This is a genomic window from uncultured Methanobrevibacter sp., from assembly GCF_934746965.1.
Lineage (GTDB): Archaea > Methanobacteriota > Methanobacteria > Methanobacteriales > Methanobacteriaceae > Methanocatella.
The window spans coordinates 65,533-84,035 of sequence record NZ_CAKVFS010000008.1; the positions used below are offsets into that span (position 1 = coordinate 65,533).

The window sequence follows — 18,503 nt, forward strand, 5'->3', positions numbered from 1 at the left end:
ATGGAGATTTATTCTACTTTAACTCGTAGTAAAGAAAATTTTGAAACCATGAATGATAATAGAATTAATTTATTTGTTTGTGGACCTACTGTTTATGATGACGCTCATATTGGGCATGGAAGAACTTACATTTCTTTTGATACAATAAAAAGATACTGGGAGTACAAAGGTTATAGTGTATTTTATATTCAAAACATAACTGATGTTGATGATAAAATAATAAAAAGATCAAAAGAAAGTGGAATTCCAGCAAGTGATATAGCTAAAAAATTTGAAAAAAGATACATTGAAGACATGATTAAATTAAATGTCACAGGAGTTAATTTATTTGCAAGAGCTACTGATCATATGGGTGAAATAATAAACCAAATTCAAAGATTAATTGATAAAGGTTTTGCTTATGAAACTGAAGATGGTGTTTACTTTGGAATAGATAACTTTGAAGAATTTGGAAAATTATCAAACAGAAACATTGATGAATTAGAATCTCATAGAGAAATAGCACAAACCACTAAAAAAAATCCAATTGATTTTGCATTATGGAAAAAAAGAGAAAATGTTGATGAACCTGTATGGGATTCTCCATGGGGTAAAGGAAGGCCTGGATGGCATATTGAAGATACAGCTATCACTGAATACTATTTTGGACCACAATATGATGTTCATGGTGGGGGTCTTGATTTAATATTCCCTCATCACGAAGCAGAAATTACTCAAATGGAAGCAGTTAGTGGAAAAAGTCCTATGGTAAATTATTGGTTACACACTGGATTTTTAAATGTTTCTGGAGAAAAAATGTCAAAATCTTTAAATAACTTTATTACAATTCGTGATTTACTTAAAGAATACGATGCAGATACATTTAGATTTTTTGTATTATCTACTCATTATAGAAGTCCAATAGACTTTTCAAAAGAATCACTTCATCAATCTGAAAAAAGTTTAGATAAAATTAAAAAATATTATGATTCATTTGACTGTGAAGAAATTGAAAATGTTGATTCTGATTATAATCCATTAAAAATAGCTAAAGAAGAATTCTTTAAAAGTATGGATGATGATTTTAATACACCAAAAGCTATTGCAGCTATATTTGGATTGATAAATGATTCAAAACATGAAATCAATGATTTAGATGATGATGATAAACTAGCTATTAAAAACTTTTTAAATGATGTTAGTTATATTTTAGGTATTAATTTTACAATAGAAAATAATGGTTCTTCTGATGAATTGTTAAATTTAATTTCTGATGTTAGACAGGAATTAAGGAAAAATAAACAATATGATTTATCTGATAAAATAAGGGATCAATTAACTTCTTTAGGTTATGAAATAAGTGATTAGAAGGAGATTTATAATTTATCTCCTATTTTTTCTATTTGTTCAATAGCTTCTTCTAATCCTTCATTTTTTCCAGCAGCTCCTTTTGCAACGATAGTTTCAATTAAATCCATACCCATATATCCAAAAGGCATAATTGTCATGGAATCAATATAATTACTAAATGCATCTGATGGTTGAGCTTGAGTAAATACTTGAATTACTTTTGTACCTTCTAATGTTTTATTTGGGTTTTGTGAAATTTGATAAAATCTATCAATTAATGTTTTTGATTGTGCGCTCATTTGACCATAATAAATTGGGCTTGAGAAGATAAATAAGTCTGCTTCAATCATTTCATCAATAATTTTTTTAGTATCATCATCTTTTACACAGTCGCCTTTTTGACATGCTTGACATGCACTACAATAACCCATATCTACTTCATTAAGGTAGTAAATACTTTTATCACCATCGATTTGTTCTAATAATTTATTTACTAAAATATCACAATTTCCTTCTTTTCTAGGACTTCCTACGATTGCTACAGTTTTCATAATTTACACTCTCCTATATTTTTATATTTTATGTTTGAGTCATATTTAAATTATTGTTTTTTGCAACATTTTTTTAATAATAATTTTATTTATATTAATAAATGATTTTGTTTATTAAAAATTAACTGTGTTTTAATAGTTATTTTCTTTGTAATTTAAGTGAAATTTTTAAGTTTAATGGATTTAAGGAACTTTGGAAAGAAAAAATCATACTTTTAACAAAAACATTTATATATATTAAATGTCTATTGTTATATTGTAATATAACAGGCATTATAATTTGTTTATTTTTAAGTGTAAACTTGATTTTTAGGTTTACCAAAACATTTATATATGTTAAATAACTATTGTTATATATCGCTATAACACATGATATATTTTAATAATATATTTTCCATAGTTAGTTTAGAAGGGATAAAAATATGGATTTTTTATAAAGGAAGTTATAGTGTATTAATATTTTAAAAAATTATAGGTGATTATATGGTAGAAAAAAGACAATACAAATCATCCACATTAGGTGTGCGTGCTGGTCAAGAACCTGATCCAACTACTGGGGCATGTGCAGTACCAATTTATCAAACAAGCTCATATGTATTTAAAGATGCTGCAGAAGCAGCAAGGAGGTTTGGATTACAAGAATTTGGTCAAATTTATTCCAGATTAACTAATCCTACAACAGAAGTATTTGAAAAGAGAATAGCTGCTATTGAAGGTGGTAATTCTGGATTAGGTACTTCTAGCGGACTTGCAGCAATTACTTATGCAATTTTAAATATCACTTCTCCAGGTGATGAAATTGTATCTGCAGATAATCTTTATGGTGGAACTTACCAATTATTTGATTATACTTTTAAAGATTTAGCAAGAAATGTTAAATTTGTAGATTCAACTGATTTACAAGCATTTGAAGATGCAATTACTGATAAAACTAAAGCAATTTATTGTGAATCTATTGGTAATCCAAAATTAGATGTTCCGGATTTTGAAGCTTTGGCTGAAATTGCTCATAGTCATGATATTCCGTTAATTGTAGATAATACAATTGGTGTAGGTTTAGTAAGACCGTTGGAACATGGTGCTGATGTTATTGCTGCTTCTGCAACTAAATATGTTGGTGGACATGGAACTTCAATCGGTGGATATATTGTAGATTCTGGTAAATTTAATTGGGGTAATGGTAAATTCCCACAATTCACAGAACCTGATCCAAGTTATCATGGATTAGTATTTTGGGATGCATTTGGGGATGTTCCAGAACTTGGAAATATAGCTTTTACTTTAAGAGCTAGAGCAAGATTATTACGTGATTTAGGATCAACTCAAGCACCAACTAATAGTTTCTTGTTTTTACAAGGACTTGAAAGTTTAGATGTGAGAGTAAAAAGACATTCTGAAAATGCTTTAAAAATAGCTGAATTTTTAGAATCTCATCCTAAAGTTAAGTGGGTAAGTTACCCTGGTTTAGAATCTCATCCTTCTCATGAAACTGCTAAAAAATATTTGAATGGTTATTATGCAGGTATTTTAGGAGTTGGTATTGAAGGGGGAGAAGAAGCAGGTAAAGAATTTATTAACAACTTAGAATTATTCTCTCTTCTTGCAAACATTGGTGATGCAAAAAGTTTAGCGATACATCCTGCAAGTACTACTCATCAACAACTTAGCGAAGAAGAACAATTAGCTACAGGCGTAACACCAGACTTTGTAAGATTATCTATTGGTCTTGAAGATGTAGATGATTTAATTGATGATCTTTCACGTGCTTTAGATAAAATTTAAATTTCAAAATAAAAAATAAAAGGAGATTATAAGATGTATTTGGATAATTCAGCAACTACTGCAGTCAGTGAAGAAGTACTTAAAGAAATGGAACCTTATTTTAGGGAAGCTTATGGTAATCCATCTACTTTGTACTCTGTCGGTCGTGAAGCTAAAAAAGGTTTAGAAGAAGCAAGACAAAGAGTGGCTGATGCTATCAATGCAGATCCTAAAGAAATAATATTTACTAGTGGTGGGTCTGAATCTGATAATTTAGCTATAAAAGGCATAGCTTTAAAATTAAGAGGTAAAGGAAATCACATTATCACCTCTGAAATTGAACATCCTGCAGTTAAAGAAACTTTACACTTCCTTGAAACTTTAGATTTTAAAGTAACTTATTTACCTGTTTATGAAAATGGTATTGTAAAAGTAGAGGATGTTAAAGCAGCTATTACTCCTGAAACAATTTTAATTACTATTATGCATGGTAATAATGAAATTGGTACTATTCAACCGATAGTCGAAATTGGTAAATTAGCTAGAGAAAATAAAATTCTTTTCCATACTGATGCAGTTCAAACATTCGGTAAAATAAAAGTTGATGTTAAAGAATTAAATGTTGATTTATTGTCCTTATCATCTCATAAGGTTCATGGTCCAAAAGGTGTTGGGGCATTATATATTAAAAAAGGTGTTAGAATAACTCCTCTTATTCATGGTGGTGGTCAGGAAAGAGGAATCAGGTCTGGTACTGAAAATGTTCCTGGAATTGTTGGTTTTGGTAAAGCTTGTGAAATAGTTAATAATGATTTGGAAGAAAATTATGCAAGATTAATTAAAACAAGGGATGAAATTATTGAAAAAGTTTTAGATGTAGTTCCTGAATCTTATCTTAATGGTGATAGGAATGAAAGATTACCTAATGTTATTAATTTCAGATTCTCATCTATTGAAGGAGAATCATTGATTCTTCTTTTAGATGCAAAAGGATATCAGGCATCAACTGGTTCTGCATGTTCATCAAAAACTTTAGAAGCATCTCCAGTTTTAAAAGCTCTTAATCTTGATGATGTGGATGTACATGGTTCCTTGAGAATTTCATTAGGTTCTGAAACTCACTTTAATGATGTTGATGGTTTAGTAGAAGCAATAAAAGAATCAGTAGCTACTTTAAGAAAAATGTCTCCTTTATGGAATTCTGATGAAAAATATGAAGATATGATGGGAAAAAATTAGATAATTAGGGGTGTTAAATATGTACAGTGAAAAAGTTATGGATCATTTTGCAAATCCAAGGAATTCTGGAGAGATGGAAAATCCTGATGGTGTAGGAACAGTAGGAAACCCAACTTGTGGGGATTTAATGACTATTTATATTAAAGTTGAAGATAATGTTATCACTGATATTTCTTTCCAAACTTTTGGATGTGGTGCAGCTATTGCTACAAGTAGTATGATTACTGAAATAGCTATTGGTAAAACTCTTGAAGATGCATTAAAAATTAGTCGTAATGATGTAGCGGAAGAATTAGATGGTCTTCCACCTGTTAAAATGCATTGTTCTAACTTAGCTGCAGATGCACTTAAGGCAGCTATTGAAAACTATTATGAAAATAATCAATAGTATTATATACTCAGATATACAAATTCTCTTTTAATTTATTATGAGGAGATGTTGTATATGGTAGAGTATGGAAAAATATTCAAATGTGATGACTGTGGAAGTATTGTTGAAGTTTTAGTTGGTGCTGATGCAGAATCTAAATCTTGTGATACTTCTATAAATGTATTAGAACCTCAAACTGATGGGGATAAAGCACCTAAGCATGTTCCTGTTGTGTCAATTGAAGGTAATAAAGTTATAATTGCTGTTGGTGAAGTTCAACACCCTATGGATGATGATCATTTCATCCAGTTTGTTGAGTTAAATGTTGGTGATGAGACATATATTAAACATTTTAAACCTGGTGATATTCCAAAAGCTACCTTTACTGTTGATGCAGATTTACTTGAGGCAAATGAACCAATAGCAAAAGAGTTTTGTAATTTACATGGTCTTTGGGCTAGTCAATAAATTTTAAGATTTTTTTCTTAAAATTTATTTCTTCTTTTTTTTTTATTGAAATTAGTATAATTTAATGTAATTTCTTTTTTATTTATTTAATCTTCAAGAGTTTTATGGAGAATGTGGTATAACTTTACATATATATGTTGAATAACTCGCGAATTTTATATGGATATTTAATAAAAAAATTTTAAGTACTTGATTTTATAAAAATTATATTGTGTCAGATTATAAGAGAGTAGTACTTTTTATTTTTCTTTTAATCATAATAGCTATAGCTGTTATTTATGTTGGATTTTCTATGAATGAGTTAGATAATTCCATGTCTGAAATTAGTGATAATATAGCTGCTGGAGATAAAGAGTACAATGAAGCTGTAGATTTAATAAATAATAAAAATTATGATGGTGCACTGGAAAAAGTGTTTTATGCATCTGATAATTTTAATAAAAGTTTAGAAAATTTGTCAATTATACAAAATAATAGTGATAATCTTAGTGATATTCATAATGATTATATAAATACAATTATTGATGAAGTTGAATTAAAAAGAAATGCAGCATCTAATTTAATATCTGCTATTTATTATCTTAGAAATAATGATAATACTACGGGTAGTAGTTATGGTAGTGAAGCAAATAGCTTGATGGATGAAGCTATGGTACATCAAAACACAAGAAATAGGTTAATTGAAGATAATCCAAATTTATTTAGATAAAATTTTTGTTTTTTAAATTGAGGTTTTTAAATTGAAAAAGAATTGCCCAAAATGTAATGGAACAGGTTCTGTAGTTGTGGACTATAAAGATTGTGATAGTTGTGGTGGAACTGGTTACCAAGATTCCTTTGATGTAGGAAATCATTTTAAAGGAGTTAATAGTAATGCAAAAGCTAAATTTGATTTAGGGGCTGATCAAGATATTCCATGTGAAATTTGTCATGGAAAAGGTCAAATTGAAGTTTTTGAAGATTGTCCTAATTGTCATGGTAGTGGTCAAATCAATGTATGTAATGACTGTGGAAAACCGATTAATGAAAAATATGATTTATGCAGAGATTGCCATAATAAAAGGAAGGAAGATAGAATGAAACGTGATAAAATACGGGAAAAAGAAAATGAAGTTAAAGATGTTTATGTTTTAGACCCGTTATGTCAAATGAGGGACATGGATAAAAACAGACTTTATAAAGGTAGAATTACTCGTGTTGAAAAATATGGTGCATTTGTAACATTAAATAATAATGTTTGGGGACTTATGAGGGGAGATATCTCTAATTATAAAGTTGGTGATGATGTTATTGTATTTATAACTGCTATTAAATCAAGGGAAAGAAAAATAGATTTGGCTCCAGCTCATGTTGGAAATTACAATATTAAGAAACAAACAAAAGTTATTCCTAGAACTATTATAATGGATTTAGAAGAAAAGATGGGTAAATTAGTTCGTGTTGATGGTGAAGTTTTACAGGTACAGCAAACTTCAGGTCCAACTATTTTCACAATTACTGATGAATCTAATATTACTTGGGTAGCTGCTTTTGATGAAGCAGGTGTTAGAGCATATCCTGATATTGATGTAGGGGATGCAGTTGAAGTTTTAGGTGAAGTTAATCAACATGGTGGCAAACCTCAAATTGAATCTCAATCTATTGTTAAGTTGGAGGGTGAAAGAAAAGCTCAACTTCAAAACTTAATTGAAGATGCATTAAATAAAAGAGCTGAACCTGATGATGTGGATTTCTTAGTTAAAAGTGATGTTCTAAATAGATTAAAACCTAAAATGAGGGAAGCAGCTCAAAAAATTAGAAGAGCTATTTTGGATGGTAGATCTATTTTATTAAGACACCATAATGATGCTGATGGTATCTGTTCTGGTGTAGCTATGGAAAAAGCTATTGTGCCTCTTGTTGAACAAGTAAATCCAAGTAATGATGCACAATATTATTATTTTAAAAGATCTCCAAGTAAAGCTCCTTTTTATGAACTAGAAGATGTAGTTAAAGATTTATCATTTGCTTTAGAAGATAAAGAAAGACATGGTCAAAAATTACCATTAATTGTTTTGTTAGATAATGGATCTACTGAAGAGGATATTGTTGCATTAATGCAGGCTAAAATATATGATATTGAAGTTGTAGTAATAGATCATCATTCTCCTGGAGATTTAATTACTAAACAAGAAAAAGATGGGGAAATTATTGGTGGAACAGTTGTTGTTGATGAATATGTTGATACTCATGTAAATCCATATTTAGTTGGTGGAGATTCTCAACTAACTGCAGGAGCATTAGCTACTGAAGTAGCACATATTATCAATCCGGAAGTTAAGGATTTAATTAAACATCTTCCAGCTATTGCTGCATTAGGTGATCATGCTGAATGTGGTGAAGTTTATCAATATCTTGAGTTAGCTTCTCAGAAAGGATTTACTAAGGAACATTTAGCTAAAGTAGCAGAATGTGTTGATTTTGAAGCATATTTCCTTAGATTTATGAATGGTAGGGGAATTATGGATACTATTTTAGCTGTTGATAATATTGATAAACATGAAAAAATGATTGATGCATTGTATAAGGAATATTTAAAACGTGTTGATACTCAACTTAAAGCAGCTATTCCAAATATTGATAAAACTCAATTTGACAATGGAATATACTTTAATATGATTGATGTTGAAAAATATGCTCATAAATTTACATTCCCTGCACCTGGAAAAACTTGTGGTTTTGTCCATGATAGTGTAGTTCAAGCATTAGGAGAAGATAAACCTATTATAACATTGGGACATGGTCCTGACTTTGGTGTAATTAGAGCTACTGATGCAGTTAATGAAGAATTTGGATTTAGTGTTAATGATATTGTTCCAAAATTAGCACAATTGATTCCATCTGCAGGTATTGATGGTGGAGGCCATGAATGCGCAGGTTCCATTAAATATATTGAAGGTTTAGGTGAAGAAGTTTTAAATGGTTTTGTTAATGAAGTCAAAAACATGACTAAACTTTAATGGTTTTAATATGAAGTATTGTCCGAAATGTGGTTATAAAAATGCAAACTATGCTAAGTTTTGTGTAAAATGTGGCAATTCTTTTGCTGAAATGGATATTGACACTATTAAAAAATACAATGTATTTAATAGGTCTAATCATTTAAAAGATGTCAATAATCAAATGTCAAAACAAGAAAATAATAATTCATTTAATAAATCACAATTCAAAGATAATACATATATTAAATCAACTTTAAAATATAAATTATTTTATATATTTGATGAACGAAAAAATAAATATAGAATCAGTAAATTGAAAGTGATTTTGGGGATAGAATTAGTTTTTTTTGTTGTATTTTCTATTTATATTGTGGTATTTGTACAATCAGATACATTTGCTGTTGATTTTGCAAATAATCCCTTTTTAACAGTATTTTTATTAATAATGGTAAGCATTACAATAGCAGGAATGTTTATGATTCCTACAGGAATTATAGGATGGATTTTGAGGAAAATTTATTTGTATTTAACAAAATGATGATTTAAATGGTATGGGAAAATTATTGTGGAAATTGCGGTACGAAATTATCTCCTAATGATGGGTACTGCCCAAATTGCCATTCTAAAACAGCATTTCAAGATAGTGGGGATGAATATATTTTCACATTCCCATTATATGATATTGGATTTTTTAATTTGGATATAGATTTTTCACCTTACATAAAAAGCACTAAAAAAGATTTTAAATATGAAATTTGTTCTTGTGGTTATTTAAATTTAAAAGAAAATGATTATTGTCATCATTGTGGGATTAAAAGAACTCACAGTAAATTAAGAAAACTTATTTTTAAATATGAACCAAAATATAAATTTTCATTTTCTAATGTTACTTGTGAATGTGGGCATGTTAACTCTAAAGAGAATGTATTCTGTGAGATGTGTGGAAAAAAATTTGTCGGTGATGATGAAACTCCGTCAGATGATCGTTATGGTAATTTCACTTTTGAGTTTGAAAATCCTATTTTTTGTTTTTGCGGACAAGAAAATGATGATCTAAGTCAATTTTGCAGTAATTGTGGGTTTCCATTAGATAATTTTGAAAATACTGGTGGAGAAATTCAAAGATTATGTTTTTGTTCTACATTAAATAGTGTTACTTCAGATTTTTGTATTGATTGTGGTAGTGATTTAAAAGTAGAAAATAAAGCTTTAATTTGTATTTGTGGAACTAAAAATCCATTATCTGCTAAATTTTGCAGTAGCTGTGATAGGGAATTAAATCCAAAACGTTTTGTTAAATCCAAATTAGTCTGTAGTTGTGGGAAAATTATAGATTATCATGCAGATTTTTGTCCAAATTGTGGGAAAAATATCAAAAAAGCTATTCAGCGAAGAGTCATGTTTTCAAATGCTAGTAAACGTTTAAATGATGTTTTCAGATAAGGTGTAGTTAATGAAAGAATGTGATGTATGTGGAACATATAATCTTAAAGCAAATAATTATTGTATTTATTGTGGAAATAGAATAGCTAAAGATAATATTTGTCCGTTTTGTGGAAAATTAAACTTGGATAATAGTGATTATTGTATTAATTGTAATAAACAGATTCGCCCAGTTTCTATTGATACTTTTGAAAAATTATTTACTGATTATAATAAATTGTTATTAGCTAATGCCCAGATTTCTGATGAAGATTATATGGATATTCTATTAAATATTTTTAAAAAGCTAGAATTTTCAAGAATTGTGGGTTATACTCCTAGAGAAAAAATATTAAATTTAGCTAGTGTGTTTGCAGAGTGCAGACCTAAAGCTAAAGGTAGTGAATTTGGATTTGAAATGGGATATGTTTTATATTATGATGAACGTTTAGATGATTCAATTCAGATAGCTACTATTATTCATGAATTGACTCATTTTTTATTATTTGATATAATTGAAAGTTTGCTTTGTGAAATATTTCAGGTAAAACAATCTTCTACATTAGATGGATTTGTATGGTATTTTTTATCTAATGATTTATCCTTGATGAATGAATATTGTGCTCATAGTGTTGAAGGAAGGTTTATTCCTCATGGATATCAAAATTATGCTTCTTTTAATGCATTAGTGGAATCTAATCAGTTTGATGATAATGAAATATTATTAGCAATTATTTTTGGAAATACGTTTGCTAATGAGATAATTAGTCAATTGGAAAAATATATTGATTTTAAATTAAGGGAAGATATTAAATTACAATTTAAAAAGGATTTAAAAGAACCTGATTATTCATCTGTGGCTTATGAGTCAGATAGGTGTGAAAGTATTAATGCTAAGAATAATTTTATACTTGACTGTTTGTTCAGGTGTTTTACTGAAGCCTCAGCTATGGATAAAAGGGATGAATTAATTTATTTAAAAGAAGGTATTGAAAATAGAGTTTAAAATTAGTTTTTTTTTAAAAAAGCTAATAAAAGGAAAGAATAATGTGTGGTAAAGGAAGCGTTGAAAAGTTTAATTTTCGTTATCTTCCTCTTTTTCAGTTATAGATTCTAATACTTCTTTACCAGTATCAGTTAATCTGTATAATCTTCCTTTTCTAGCTTCTTCATTTATACATTCTACAATTTCTTTATTTTTAAGTTCACTTAAAACCTTGGAGATGTGGTTTGTTCTAATTCCACTGTCTTTTGCAATGTTTGTTGGTATTTTAACATCGTCTCCTATGGATTTTAAAGTTTTTTCTCTATATTTTGAAATTTCAACATATGATGTTAATTTCAAAAGTTCATCATCTTTTTGTGACATGTTACTATACTCTATATCTCATAATATAAAATATTTTGTATCATTATATGTTCATGCTAATGATATTTTTAATACAATCATTATTATTTTTTTCTTATTTTTTATATTTTATTTAATAATATTGTATTTTACATAGTATATGTTTAATATTTCGATATTTTAATTAAATGTATTTTATTTAAATTTTTTTAATGTAAATTGTTGTTTATAACAACATTAAATATTTTATTTTAAAACATTTATTAATATTTTCTTTATTTTTTTGAGGTTGTATAATTCATTTCTATATTTTTTGCTCAATTTTGCCATAATTAAGTTTTATTTTGATTTTGTTTTTAATTTAAATTAAGGGGTATTTTGTTCAATTTATCGTTGATTGTTTTTTATTCAACTGTTTCTAATGAAACATTTATATGTTATAATGATTAATAAATTAGATGTATATTATTTTTTTTTAAATTATATTTTTTCATGGAGGAGTGAGTGTGGATGAAAAAAATGATATTTTTGAAAACATGTCATTTAATGTATTAATTAATAATATTTCTAGAAATGAACTTAAATATTCTATAAAAAGTTCAGATGAATTGATAATAAGTCGAGAAGGTCATTATTTATTAAAAATTCATGAATCTAAGGATAATTTATCTCAAGAAGATCTTGTTAATATTTTTTGTCAAAGTAAAGGAACTGTAGCTAAATCTCTTAGAAAATTAGAAGATAAAGGTTATATCACAAGAGAAATAAACAAAAACAATAGACGGAAATATATATTAAAATTAACCAGAAAAGGTGAGGGAGTAATTCCTAAATTAAAACATGAATTAAATAAATGGGATGAAGCAGTAGGAGTTACTGGTTTAGATAGGCAAACTATGGATAAATTGAAAGATATAGCTAGAAAAAGTTATGAATTAGTAAAATAAGGAGTTTAATAATGGATGAAGAGAAACTTTATAAAAAGGCTAAAAAAGTAGTTGATAAAAAAGTGAAATTCTATAGGCATGTTTTTGCATATATTTTTGTTAATATTATTTTATTTATTTTAAATTTTTCAGAAATTCGTGGAAATTGGTCAAATATGGATCAATGGTGGTTTTTATGGGTAACTGTTTTGTGGGGTGTATGGTTAGCATTTCATTATATTAAGGTGTTTATTCTTCAAGATAGATTTGATGATGATTGGATGGAAGAAAAGATTCAAAAAGAAATGGATAAAATGAGAAAATAGGGAAAACTATGGATAATAAAAATGTTGAATTAATGAGGGGGAATCCAGAAACTGCTGTTAAAAAATTAGCTATTCCTATTATGATATCAATGCTTTTAACAGCATCTTATAATATTATTGATGGGATTTGGATAACTGGACTTGGTCAAGCAGCTATTGCAGGTATTGGTTTTGTAACTCCAATTTTCATGATATTAAATGGGGTAAGTGTAGGGCTTGGAAGTGGTGCAACAAGTAGTATAAGTCGTTTTGTAGGAGCTAAAAACCATAAAAAAGCAAGTCGATCAGCTACACATTCTTTATTCATATTTCTTGTAGCTTCTATAATATTAACTATTGTTTTACTTGTTTTTCAAGAACCATTACTTAAATTATATGGTGCGAGTGGACAGTCTTTAAGTGAAGGATTAAAATATGGTACTCCACTATTTTTAGGGTTATTTGCATTTATGTTTGCAAATGGTGCAAGCGGAATCCTTCGTGGAGAAGGTGATATGAAAAGAGCAATGTATGCAGTTGTTGTTTCTGTAATATTAAATGCAGTTCTTGATCCGATATTTATTTATGTTTTGGGCTGGGGAGTAGCAGGAGCAGCTATTGCAACAATTGTAAGCTCTATATGTGCAACTATTGTTATATTATATTGGATTTTAATTAAAAAAGATACATATGTTGATGTTAATCTAGGAAATTTTAAATTTAATTCAAGTATAGCTAGAGATATTTTAAAAGTAGGTATTCCAGCATCAATGGACATGTTTGTAATGTCTATTGCTATGTCTTTATATTTAGTATTTATTTCTTCAATTAGTGGAGAATTTGGAATAGCAGCATTTACTTCTGGTCAAAGATTATATTTATTTGCAATAATGCCACTTACAGCTATTGGAAGTGCAGTTACCGCAGTTGTAGGAAGTTCATTTGGAGCTCAGAATGGTGATTATATATCTAGATCACATAAATTCGGTGCAAAATTTGGAGTAATATTTGGAACATGTGTAACTATTATTCTAGTAGTTTTTGCAACTCCATTAGCTACTATATTTGCATATACTCCTGAAACTACACATTTAGTTCCAGAAATAACTAGATACTTACAAATAGCTTGTCTTTGCTTGCCTTTAACTGGTGCAGGAATGGCTTCAACTTTCTTTTATCAAGGAATTGGGAAAGGAACAATTAGTTTAGGTTGGACAATTGTAAGAGAAGTTATTTTCACAGTTGGTGCGACATTTCTCTTTGGAATTTATTTAGGTTGGGGATTATTAGGTATTTGGATAGGATTAGCTGTTGGACGTATGTTGGCAAGTATTTTAAATTATATTTATGCAAGATATACAATTAAAGGTATTAGAAAAACACTTGGAAACTAATTTCTTTTAAAGTAGTAATTCTTAAAATGGGAAATATAAGTGAGTTTATTGTGTTATTTTATTTATATTATCATAATCTTAAAATAATATAATATAATTAAATTAATATACATGTTGTGTTAAAAGTAATAATTAGATTAACTAAATTGAATTTTTTGATATTATGAAATGTGAAAATTGCGGTTTTGAAAATAATGATAAAGCTAAATTTTGCACACGTTGTGGTGAATCTTTAGCTAATCAAAGGAAAATTTCTACAACTCAACAACAGAATGGAAATAATACAAAATATTTGATTGTTGGTTTAACTGCAATTATTATCATTCTTATATGTGTAATTGGTTATTTTGCAATAAATTTAAATGATAATAGTAGTTATCAAGTAACAGATTATTCTTCTAATGATTCAGTTAATTCTGCATCTTCTGGAAGTACTTCTACAACTGAATCTGGTGAATGGAAATTAATTGGTTCATATTCAGGTTCTGGTTCAGGTTCTCAGGCGGTTAGTGTTCCAGCAGGTAAAATAATGGTTAAAATTACTGCATATCCTATTAAAAATTATGCAACTAATCATTTGTATGTTTCCGGATCTAATGGTCAGTCAGCGGGTGTTGATTGGGGTTCCAGAAGTGCAGTTGCAAGTAGATATGATTCTCTTACTTATGAATCATCATCTTCAGAAACTTTCAATATTGATTATTATGAAACTGTAAGTTGGTCTGTTGAATTTTATAAATATGAATGAGGAGTTTTAATGTTTTGTCCAAAATGTGGAAAAGATTTACCTGATAATTCAAAATTTTGTAAATATTGTGGTAGTCAAGTTAAAAATAAAGGAACTTTAAGGCATGCTCCAACATCAACTGGAGATAATGACAAAGCAAAAAATATAATTATTGTAGGTTTAGTTGCATTAATTGTTATTTTAGTTTTAGTTTTTGCAGCTATTGGTGCTGGAATGTTTAATGGTTCTAATGATGATATGTCTTCTGATGCATCTTCATCATCTCTAAGTGATTCAGGAGCTCAATCATTGTCTTTAAGTAGTTTTCCAGTTTCTGAAGCACCAGGATTAGCACAAGCTATTAAAAATAATGGTGGTAATTTCCCAGTTAATTATAAATCTTTATCTTTATCTAAATCACAATGTTTATATATTTTAACAAAATCTGTGTCTTTAATTGGTCATGGAAATACTGAAGCAACAATTTCTGTTGGAAATCCTAATTACGCACCACATCCTAGTGGTCGTGATTATCCGGGTTCCATAGCTCAGGCAAATTATGTTGATATGTCTGATAGGTTCTCTTCTTGGATTGATAGAAATGGCCAAGTACCAAATTATGTTGGAATTTACACTGGCGGTGTTCCAGATATTTCCCCATCTAAAATGTTAGATATTGAAATAGCTATTTTACTTACTTATGGAAGTACAGGTAATCTACCTCCATCTGTTTCTGTTTAAGTGATTATTACAATCACTTCTTTTTTTATTTTATATAATTTCCATAATATTAATAATAAATAAAATTTAATATTTTAATATAATAAGTTAATAGGATTTTTAAAATGTTTTTTGATTTAAATATGAAAGGAAATAGCTATGAAAATAATTTAAAATTAGCTATGGAAGCTTCAAAGTATGGTTGGAGTCATATTAATTTTTCTTATAATCAAAATGAATTTGGTAATGCTTTAAAATTTAAAGAAGATTTACAAGATAATTTGGATATTAATGTGGATTATACTTTAGAAATTGCTTCAAATAATGTTAATGATATTAGAAAGATAGCTCGAAAGTTTAGGAATAAATCCTCATGTATTAGTGTAATTGGTGGTGATTTAAAAATAAATCGAGCAGTTTTAGAAAATATTCAATTAGATGTTTTATCAAGACCTTATTTAAAAAGATATGATTGTGGTCTTAATCAGGTTTTAGCTAAAGAATCTTTAAAAAATAATGTAGCTATTGAAATTTGTTTTGAAGATATTTTAAAATCTTATTTAACTCACAGATCTAAAATAATAGCTAATATTAAAGATATATATGTACTGTATAGAAAATTCGATTTTCCATTAATTTTATCTTCAAGATCTGAGTCTATTTTTGATATTAAAACAACTAAAGACTTTACTTCAGTATTTCTTGCAACTGGATTGACTCAAAGTGAAATTGATAAATCATTTATAACTTCTAAAAACCTTTTAGAATTTAATAAAAACAGAAAATCTATGATTTTAAAAGGAGTTAGGGAGGTTAACAATGAAGCTTAAAGTTCTTCCTCCAACACTTAGAAAAAACAATAGATATTTGGCTTTGGATATTAAAATTAAAGAAAATATTTCTAAAGATGATTTGGTTAATATTGTTTGGAATGGATGTATTAGATTTTTTGGTGAAAATGGGACTGCTAACTTTAATTTATGGGTTATGAAGTTTTATGAAATTGAAAAAACTAATGATTATAATCATTATCAGGCGATTCTTCGCTGTCAAAGAGACTATGTTGATAATGTTAGATCATCTATTGCTTTAATTTATAAGTATAATCGTAAATCTATCTCAATTTCTACTATTGGATTATCTGGAACTATTAAAGGTTGTCAAAAGTTCATTGATGGATAAAAAGGGGATATTATGTAAAAATTTGATTAATTTTATCAATTATAATTTTTTTATTATTTTTATGTAGATTGTAGAAAAATTTATTCTAAAAAAGTAGTTATGAGTCTAAGTTTACAAACAAAACCATTAGATTTAAACTCTTTTTATTAAAAATACTGAAGTGGAAATTGAGAATTTTCCTGTTTTAAACAGATTATAATAGAATATATGAGTTATATATTTATGGATTTTTATTTAATTAGTTTTTATTTGAAAATTAACTGTTGATTTTAAGCAGGAATATTGCTTTAATTATGAAATAGTTATTGTTTATAAACATTTTGATGACTATTCTTTTTCTTTTTTAAAATTGTTCTTTGAATATTTCAAACAGCCCTCTTAATACTTGATTTTCTGATAAAAAATCAAAAATCAATTTTTGAGAGTATAATTTAAATATCAGGTGTTTGTATATTAGATATTCTTTAAACATTAAATATAAACAATTAAATATCTAAGAGTGCATAATTATTATTCAAGAATTACAGTGTTAATTCTTAGTTAAAAATATGGTGTAAAAATGAATAAAAATGTATTGTTTCTTTTGTTATGTTTGGTAGCTATGCTGTCTGTTTCAGCAGTATCTGCAATAGATAATGTAACACAAGAAAATGTAGGTGGTGAAGTAGCTATTGGGGATAGTTCTCATGTAGTTACTGATGATTCAGCAAGTAATGAGAATATAAAAGGAAATTTCACAGAACTTCAAGAAAAAATTAAAAATACTCCATCAGGAGGTATCTGTGATTTAGATAAAGATTATGGATTTATGCGAGGGGAATCTACAATAAATATTGATAAACCTATGACAATTGATGGTCATAATCATACTGTTGGTAATTATTTGTATGGGGATGAATATTCTTTAAAACTTAATATAACTTCAAATAATGTGGTTATTAAAAATATGGTTTTATGGAATTGTAATGCAGGATATTATACTCCTTGGAAAGGTGTTCATGTTTATAATATTGGAATTATGTGGATTGGAGATAACGGATGTTTAGATAATGTATTTTTAGAAGGGAATACAGTAGTTAGTTTAACTAGTAATTATTTTAATATTTCAAATTTAACAGTTGATTCGACTAGTAAAATTACAGTTGATGGAGTTAATGCTTCAATCTTAAATCTAAATGGAGAAGGTATTAATATTAAAGGAGATAATGCAACTCTAAATAATATATCTGCGGATTATATTCATTTGTATGGAGATAATGGAAAAATAATAAATTTAACATGTTATGATCAACACTTATCTAAGTATTCGTCAAATGTTTATTTAGTGGGAAATAATATTACATTATTAAATTCTAATTTTTCTAAAAATAGATTTACGAATAATATGATTTATATTTGTGGAAACAATTCTGAAATCATTAATTGTTCTTTTATAGACAGTATTTATGGAAATTATAATAATAATGATGTGAATTTGATTTATATTTATGGAAACAATTCTGAAATCATTAATTGTTCTTTTATAGACAGTATTTATGAAGGTCATAATAATAATGATGTGAATTTGATTTATATTTATGGAGACAATTCTGAAATCATTAATTCAATTTTTAAAAATACAATTTTTAAAAGATTTGATGATAGATATGCAGGACATGGCATGTATTTACTTAATTTAAATGGAAATAATAAAAAATTAATTAATTCTTCTTTTATTAATAATTCTGCTAGTGGAGATTTTATTTATCTTGGGGATAGTTCTGTTATAGGGGATTCTTCT

20 protein-coding genes are annotated in these 18,503 nt (G+C 27.6%); 18 read left to right on the forward strand and 2 right to left on the reverse strand.

What is annotated here, in order from left to right; all coding sequences use genetic code 11:
• On the forward strand, positions 1-1,347 hold the full coding sequence (gene cysS, locus Q0984_RS07655) for a cysteine--tRNA ligase (protein WP_299525995.1): 1,347 nt from the start codon (positions 1-3) through the stop codon (positions 1,345-1,347).
• 8 nt (positions 1,348-1,355) lie between these two features.
• Here cysS and Q0984_RS07660 read toward each other — a convergent pair whose 3' ends face one another.
• On the reverse strand, positions 1,356-1,880 hold the full coding sequence (locus Q0984_RS07660) for a flavodoxin family protein (protein ID WP_299525998.1): 525 nt from the start codon (positions 1,878-1,880) through the stop codon (positions 1,356-1,358).
• A 483-nt stretch (positions 1,881-2,363) separates the two neighbouring features.
• On the opposite strand from Q0984_RS07660, the gene Q0984_RS07665 reads away from it, so the two are divergent.
• From Q0984_RS07665 to Q0984_RS07705, 9 genes are all read left to right on the forward strand, one after another.
• Positions 2,364-3,662: an O-acetylhomoserine aminocarboxypropyltransferase/cysteine synthase family protein gene (locus Q0984_RS07665; RefSeq protein ID WP_299526001.1), complete on the forward strand. Its 1,299-nt coding sequence runs from the start codon at positions 2,364-2,366 to the stop codon at positions 3,660-3,662.
• A gap of 33 nt (positions 3,663-3,695) precedes the next feature.
• The gene (locus tag Q0984_RS07670; RefSeq protein WP_299526003.1) at positions 3,696-4,880 is read left to right on the forward strand and encodes a cysteine desulfurase family protein; all 1,185 of its coding nucleotides are present in this window, start codon (positions 3,696-3,698) and stop codon (positions 4,878-4,880) included.
• A 19-nt stretch (positions 4,881-4,899) separates the two neighbouring features.
• Positions 4,900-5,268, forward strand: coding sequence for a Fe-S cluster assembly scaffold protein NifU (gene nifU, locus Q0984_RS07675; RefSeq protein WP_299526006.1), 369 nt, complete (start codon positions 4,900-4,902; stop codon positions 5,266-5,268).
• A gap of 57 nt (positions 5,269-5,325) precedes the next feature.
• Positions 5,326-5,718 carry a desulfoferrodoxin family protein gene (locus tag Q0984_RS07680; protein WP_299526010.1) on the forward strand — a complete coding sequence of 131 codons (393 nt, stop codon included), beginning with the start codon at positions 5,326-5,328 and terminating at the stop codon, positions 5,716-5,718.
• 259 nt (positions 5,719-5,977) lie between these two features.
• On the forward strand, positions 5,978-6,427 hold the full coding sequence (locus Q0984_RS07685; protein ID WP_365907237.1) for a hypothetical protein: 450 nt from the start codon (positions 5,978-5,980) through the stop codon (positions 6,425-6,427).
• 31 nt (positions 6,428-6,458) lie between these two features.
• Complete coding sequence (locus Q0984_RS07690; RefSeq protein ID WP_299526016.1) at positions 6,459-8,717, forward strand: DHH family phosphoesterase; 2,259 nt, start codon at positions 6,459-6,461, stop codon at positions 8,715-8,717.
• A gap of 10 nt (positions 8,718-8,727) precedes the next feature.
• Positions 8,728-9,237, forward strand: a complete 510-nt coding sequence (locus tag Q0984_RS07695) for a zinc ribbon domain-containing protein (protein WP_299526019.1) — start codon at positions 8,728-8,730, stop codon at positions 9,235-9,237.
• 8 nt (positions 9,238-9,245) lie between these two features.
• Positions 9,246-10,142 (forward strand): zinc ribbon domain-containing protein, encoded by an 897-nt coding sequence (locus tag Q0984_RS07700; RefSeq protein WP_299526022.1) that lies wholly within the window; start codon positions 9,246-9,248, stop codon positions 10,140-10,142.
• A 10-nt stretch (positions 10,143-10,152) separates the two neighbouring features.
• Positions 10,153-11,127: a zinc ribbon domain-containing protein gene (locus Q0984_RS07705; protein WP_299526025.1), complete on the forward strand. Its 975-nt coding sequence runs from the start codon at positions 10,153-10,155 to the stop codon at positions 11,125-11,127.
• Positions 11,128-11,196: 69 nt separating this feature from the next.
• On the opposite strand, the gene Q0984_RS07710 is transcribed toward Q0984_RS07705, so the two are convergent.
• On the reverse strand, positions 11,197-11,490 hold the full coding sequence (locus tag Q0984_RS07710) for a winged helix-turn-helix domain-containing protein (RefSeq protein ID WP_299526028.1): 294 nt from the start codon (positions 11,488-11,490) through the stop codon (positions 11,197-11,199).
• 485 nt (positions 11,491-11,975) lie between these two features.
• Here Q0984_RS07710 and Q0984_RS07715 point away from each other — a divergent pair, with 485 nt between their 5' ends.
• The 8 genes from Q0984_RS07715 to Q0984_RS07750 all read left to right on the forward strand — a co-directional run.
• Complete coding sequence (locus Q0984_RS07715; protein WP_299526031.1) at positions 11,976-12,416, forward strand: MarR family transcriptional regulator; 441 nt, start codon at positions 11,976-11,978, stop codon at positions 12,414-12,416.
• An 11-nt stretch (positions 12,417-12,427) separates the two neighbouring features.
• Positions 12,428-12,721, forward strand: coding sequence for a 2TM domain-containing protein (locus Q0984_RS07720; protein ID WP_299526034.1), 294 nt, complete (start codon positions 12,428-12,430; stop codon positions 12,719-12,721).
• 8 nt (positions 12,722-12,729) lie between these two features.
• Positions 12,730-14,094, forward strand: coding sequence for an MATE family efflux transporter (locus tag Q0984_RS07725; RefSeq protein ID WP_299526037.1), 1,365 nt, complete (start codon positions 12,730-12,732; stop codon positions 14,092-14,094).
• Positions 14,095-14,257: 163 nt separating this feature from the next.
• A complete protein-coding gene (locus Q0984_RS07730) occupies positions 14,258-14,842 on the forward strand; it encodes a zinc ribbon domain-containing protein (protein ID WP_299526040.1) in 585 nt (194 codons plus the stop codon).
• Positions 14,843-14,851: 9 nt separating this feature from the next.
• Positions 14,852-15,562: a zinc-ribbon domain-containing protein gene (locus Q0984_RS07735; RefSeq protein WP_299526043.1), complete on the forward strand. Its 711-nt coding sequence runs from the start codon at positions 14,852-14,854 to the stop codon at positions 15,560-15,562.
• A 104-nt stretch (positions 15,563-15,666) separates the two neighbouring features.
• Positions 15,667-16,371: a ribonuclease P protein component 3 gene (rnp3, locus tag Q0984_RS07740; RefSeq protein ID WP_299526046.1), complete on the forward strand. Its 705-nt coding sequence runs from the start codon at positions 15,667-15,669 to the stop codon at positions 16,369-16,371.
• Positions 16,361-16,723, forward strand: a complete 363-nt coding sequence (locus tag Q0984_RS07745) for an Rpp14/Pop5 family protein (protein WP_299526049.1) — start codon at positions 16,361-16,363, stop codon at positions 16,721-16,723. The genes rnp3 and Q0984_RS07745 overlap by 11 nt, the downstream gene beginning before the upstream one ends.
• A 559-nt stretch (positions 16,724-17,282) precedes the next feature.
• Positions 17,283-18,503: hypothetical protein (locus Q0984_RS07750; RefSeq protein ID WP_299526052.1), on the forward strand; the 1,221-nt coding region annotated here is incomplete at its 3' end.

Coding starts and splice junctions, on each gene's coding strand:
- cysS (WP_299525995.1), top strand. CDS start 1: ATGGAGATTTATTCTACTTTAACTCGTAGTAAAGAAAATTTTGAAACC.
- Q0984_RS07660 (WP_299525998.1), bottom strand. CDS start 1,880: ATGAAAACTGTAGCAATCGTAGGAAGTCCTAGAAAAGAAGGAAATTGT.
- Q0984_RS07665 (WP_299526001.1), top strand. CDS start 2,364: ATGGTAGAAAAAAGACAATACAAATCATCCACATTAGGTGTGCGTGCT.
- Q0984_RS07670 (WP_299526003.1), top strand. CDS start 3,696: ATGTATTTGGATAATTCAGCAACTACTGCAGTCAGTGAAGAAGTACTT.
- nifU (WP_299526006.1), top strand. CDS start 4,900: ATGTACAGTGAAAAAGTTATGGATCATTTTGCAAATCCAAGGAATTCT.
- Q0984_RS07680 (WP_299526010.1), top strand. CDS start 5,326: ATGGTAGAGTATGGAAAAATATTCAAATGTGATGACTGTGGAAGTATT.
- Q0984_RS07695 (WP_299526019.1), top strand. CDS start 8,728: ATGAAGTATTGTCCGAAATGTGGTTATAAAAATGCAAACTATGCTAAG.
- Q0984_RS07700 (WP_299526022.1), top strand. CDS start 9,246: ATGGTATGGGAAAATTATTGTGGAAATTGCGGTACGAAATTATCTCCT.
- Q0984_RS07705 (WP_299526025.1), top strand. CDS start 10,153: ATGAAAGAATGTGATGTATGTGGAACATATAATCTTAAAGCAAATAAT.
- Q0984_RS07710 (WP_299526028.1), bottom strand. CDS start 11,490: ATGTCACAAAAAGATGATGAACTTTTGAAATTAACATCATATGTTGAA.
- Q0984_RS07720 (WP_299526034.1), top strand. CDS start 12,428: ATGGATGAAGAGAAACTTTATAAAAAGGCTAAAAAAGTAGTTGATAAA.
- Q0984_RS07725 (WP_299526037.1), top strand. CDS start 12,730: ATGGATAATAAAAATGTTGAATTAATGAGGGGGAATCCAGAAACTGCT.
- Q0984_RS07730 (WP_299526040.1), top strand. CDS start 14,258: ATGAAATGTGAAAATTGCGGTTTTGAAAATAATGATAAAGCTAAATTT.
- Q0984_RS07735 (WP_299526043.1), top strand. CDS start 14,852: ATGTTTTGTCCAAAATGTGGAAAAGATTTACCTGATAATTCAAAATTT.
- rnp3 (WP_299526046.1), top strand. CDS start 15,667: ATGTTTTTTGATTTAAATATGAAAGGAAATAGCTATGAAAATAATTTA.
- Q0984_RS07745 (WP_299526049.1), top strand. CDS start 16,361: ATGAAGCTTAAAGTTCTTCCTCCAACACTTAGAAAAAACAATAGATAT.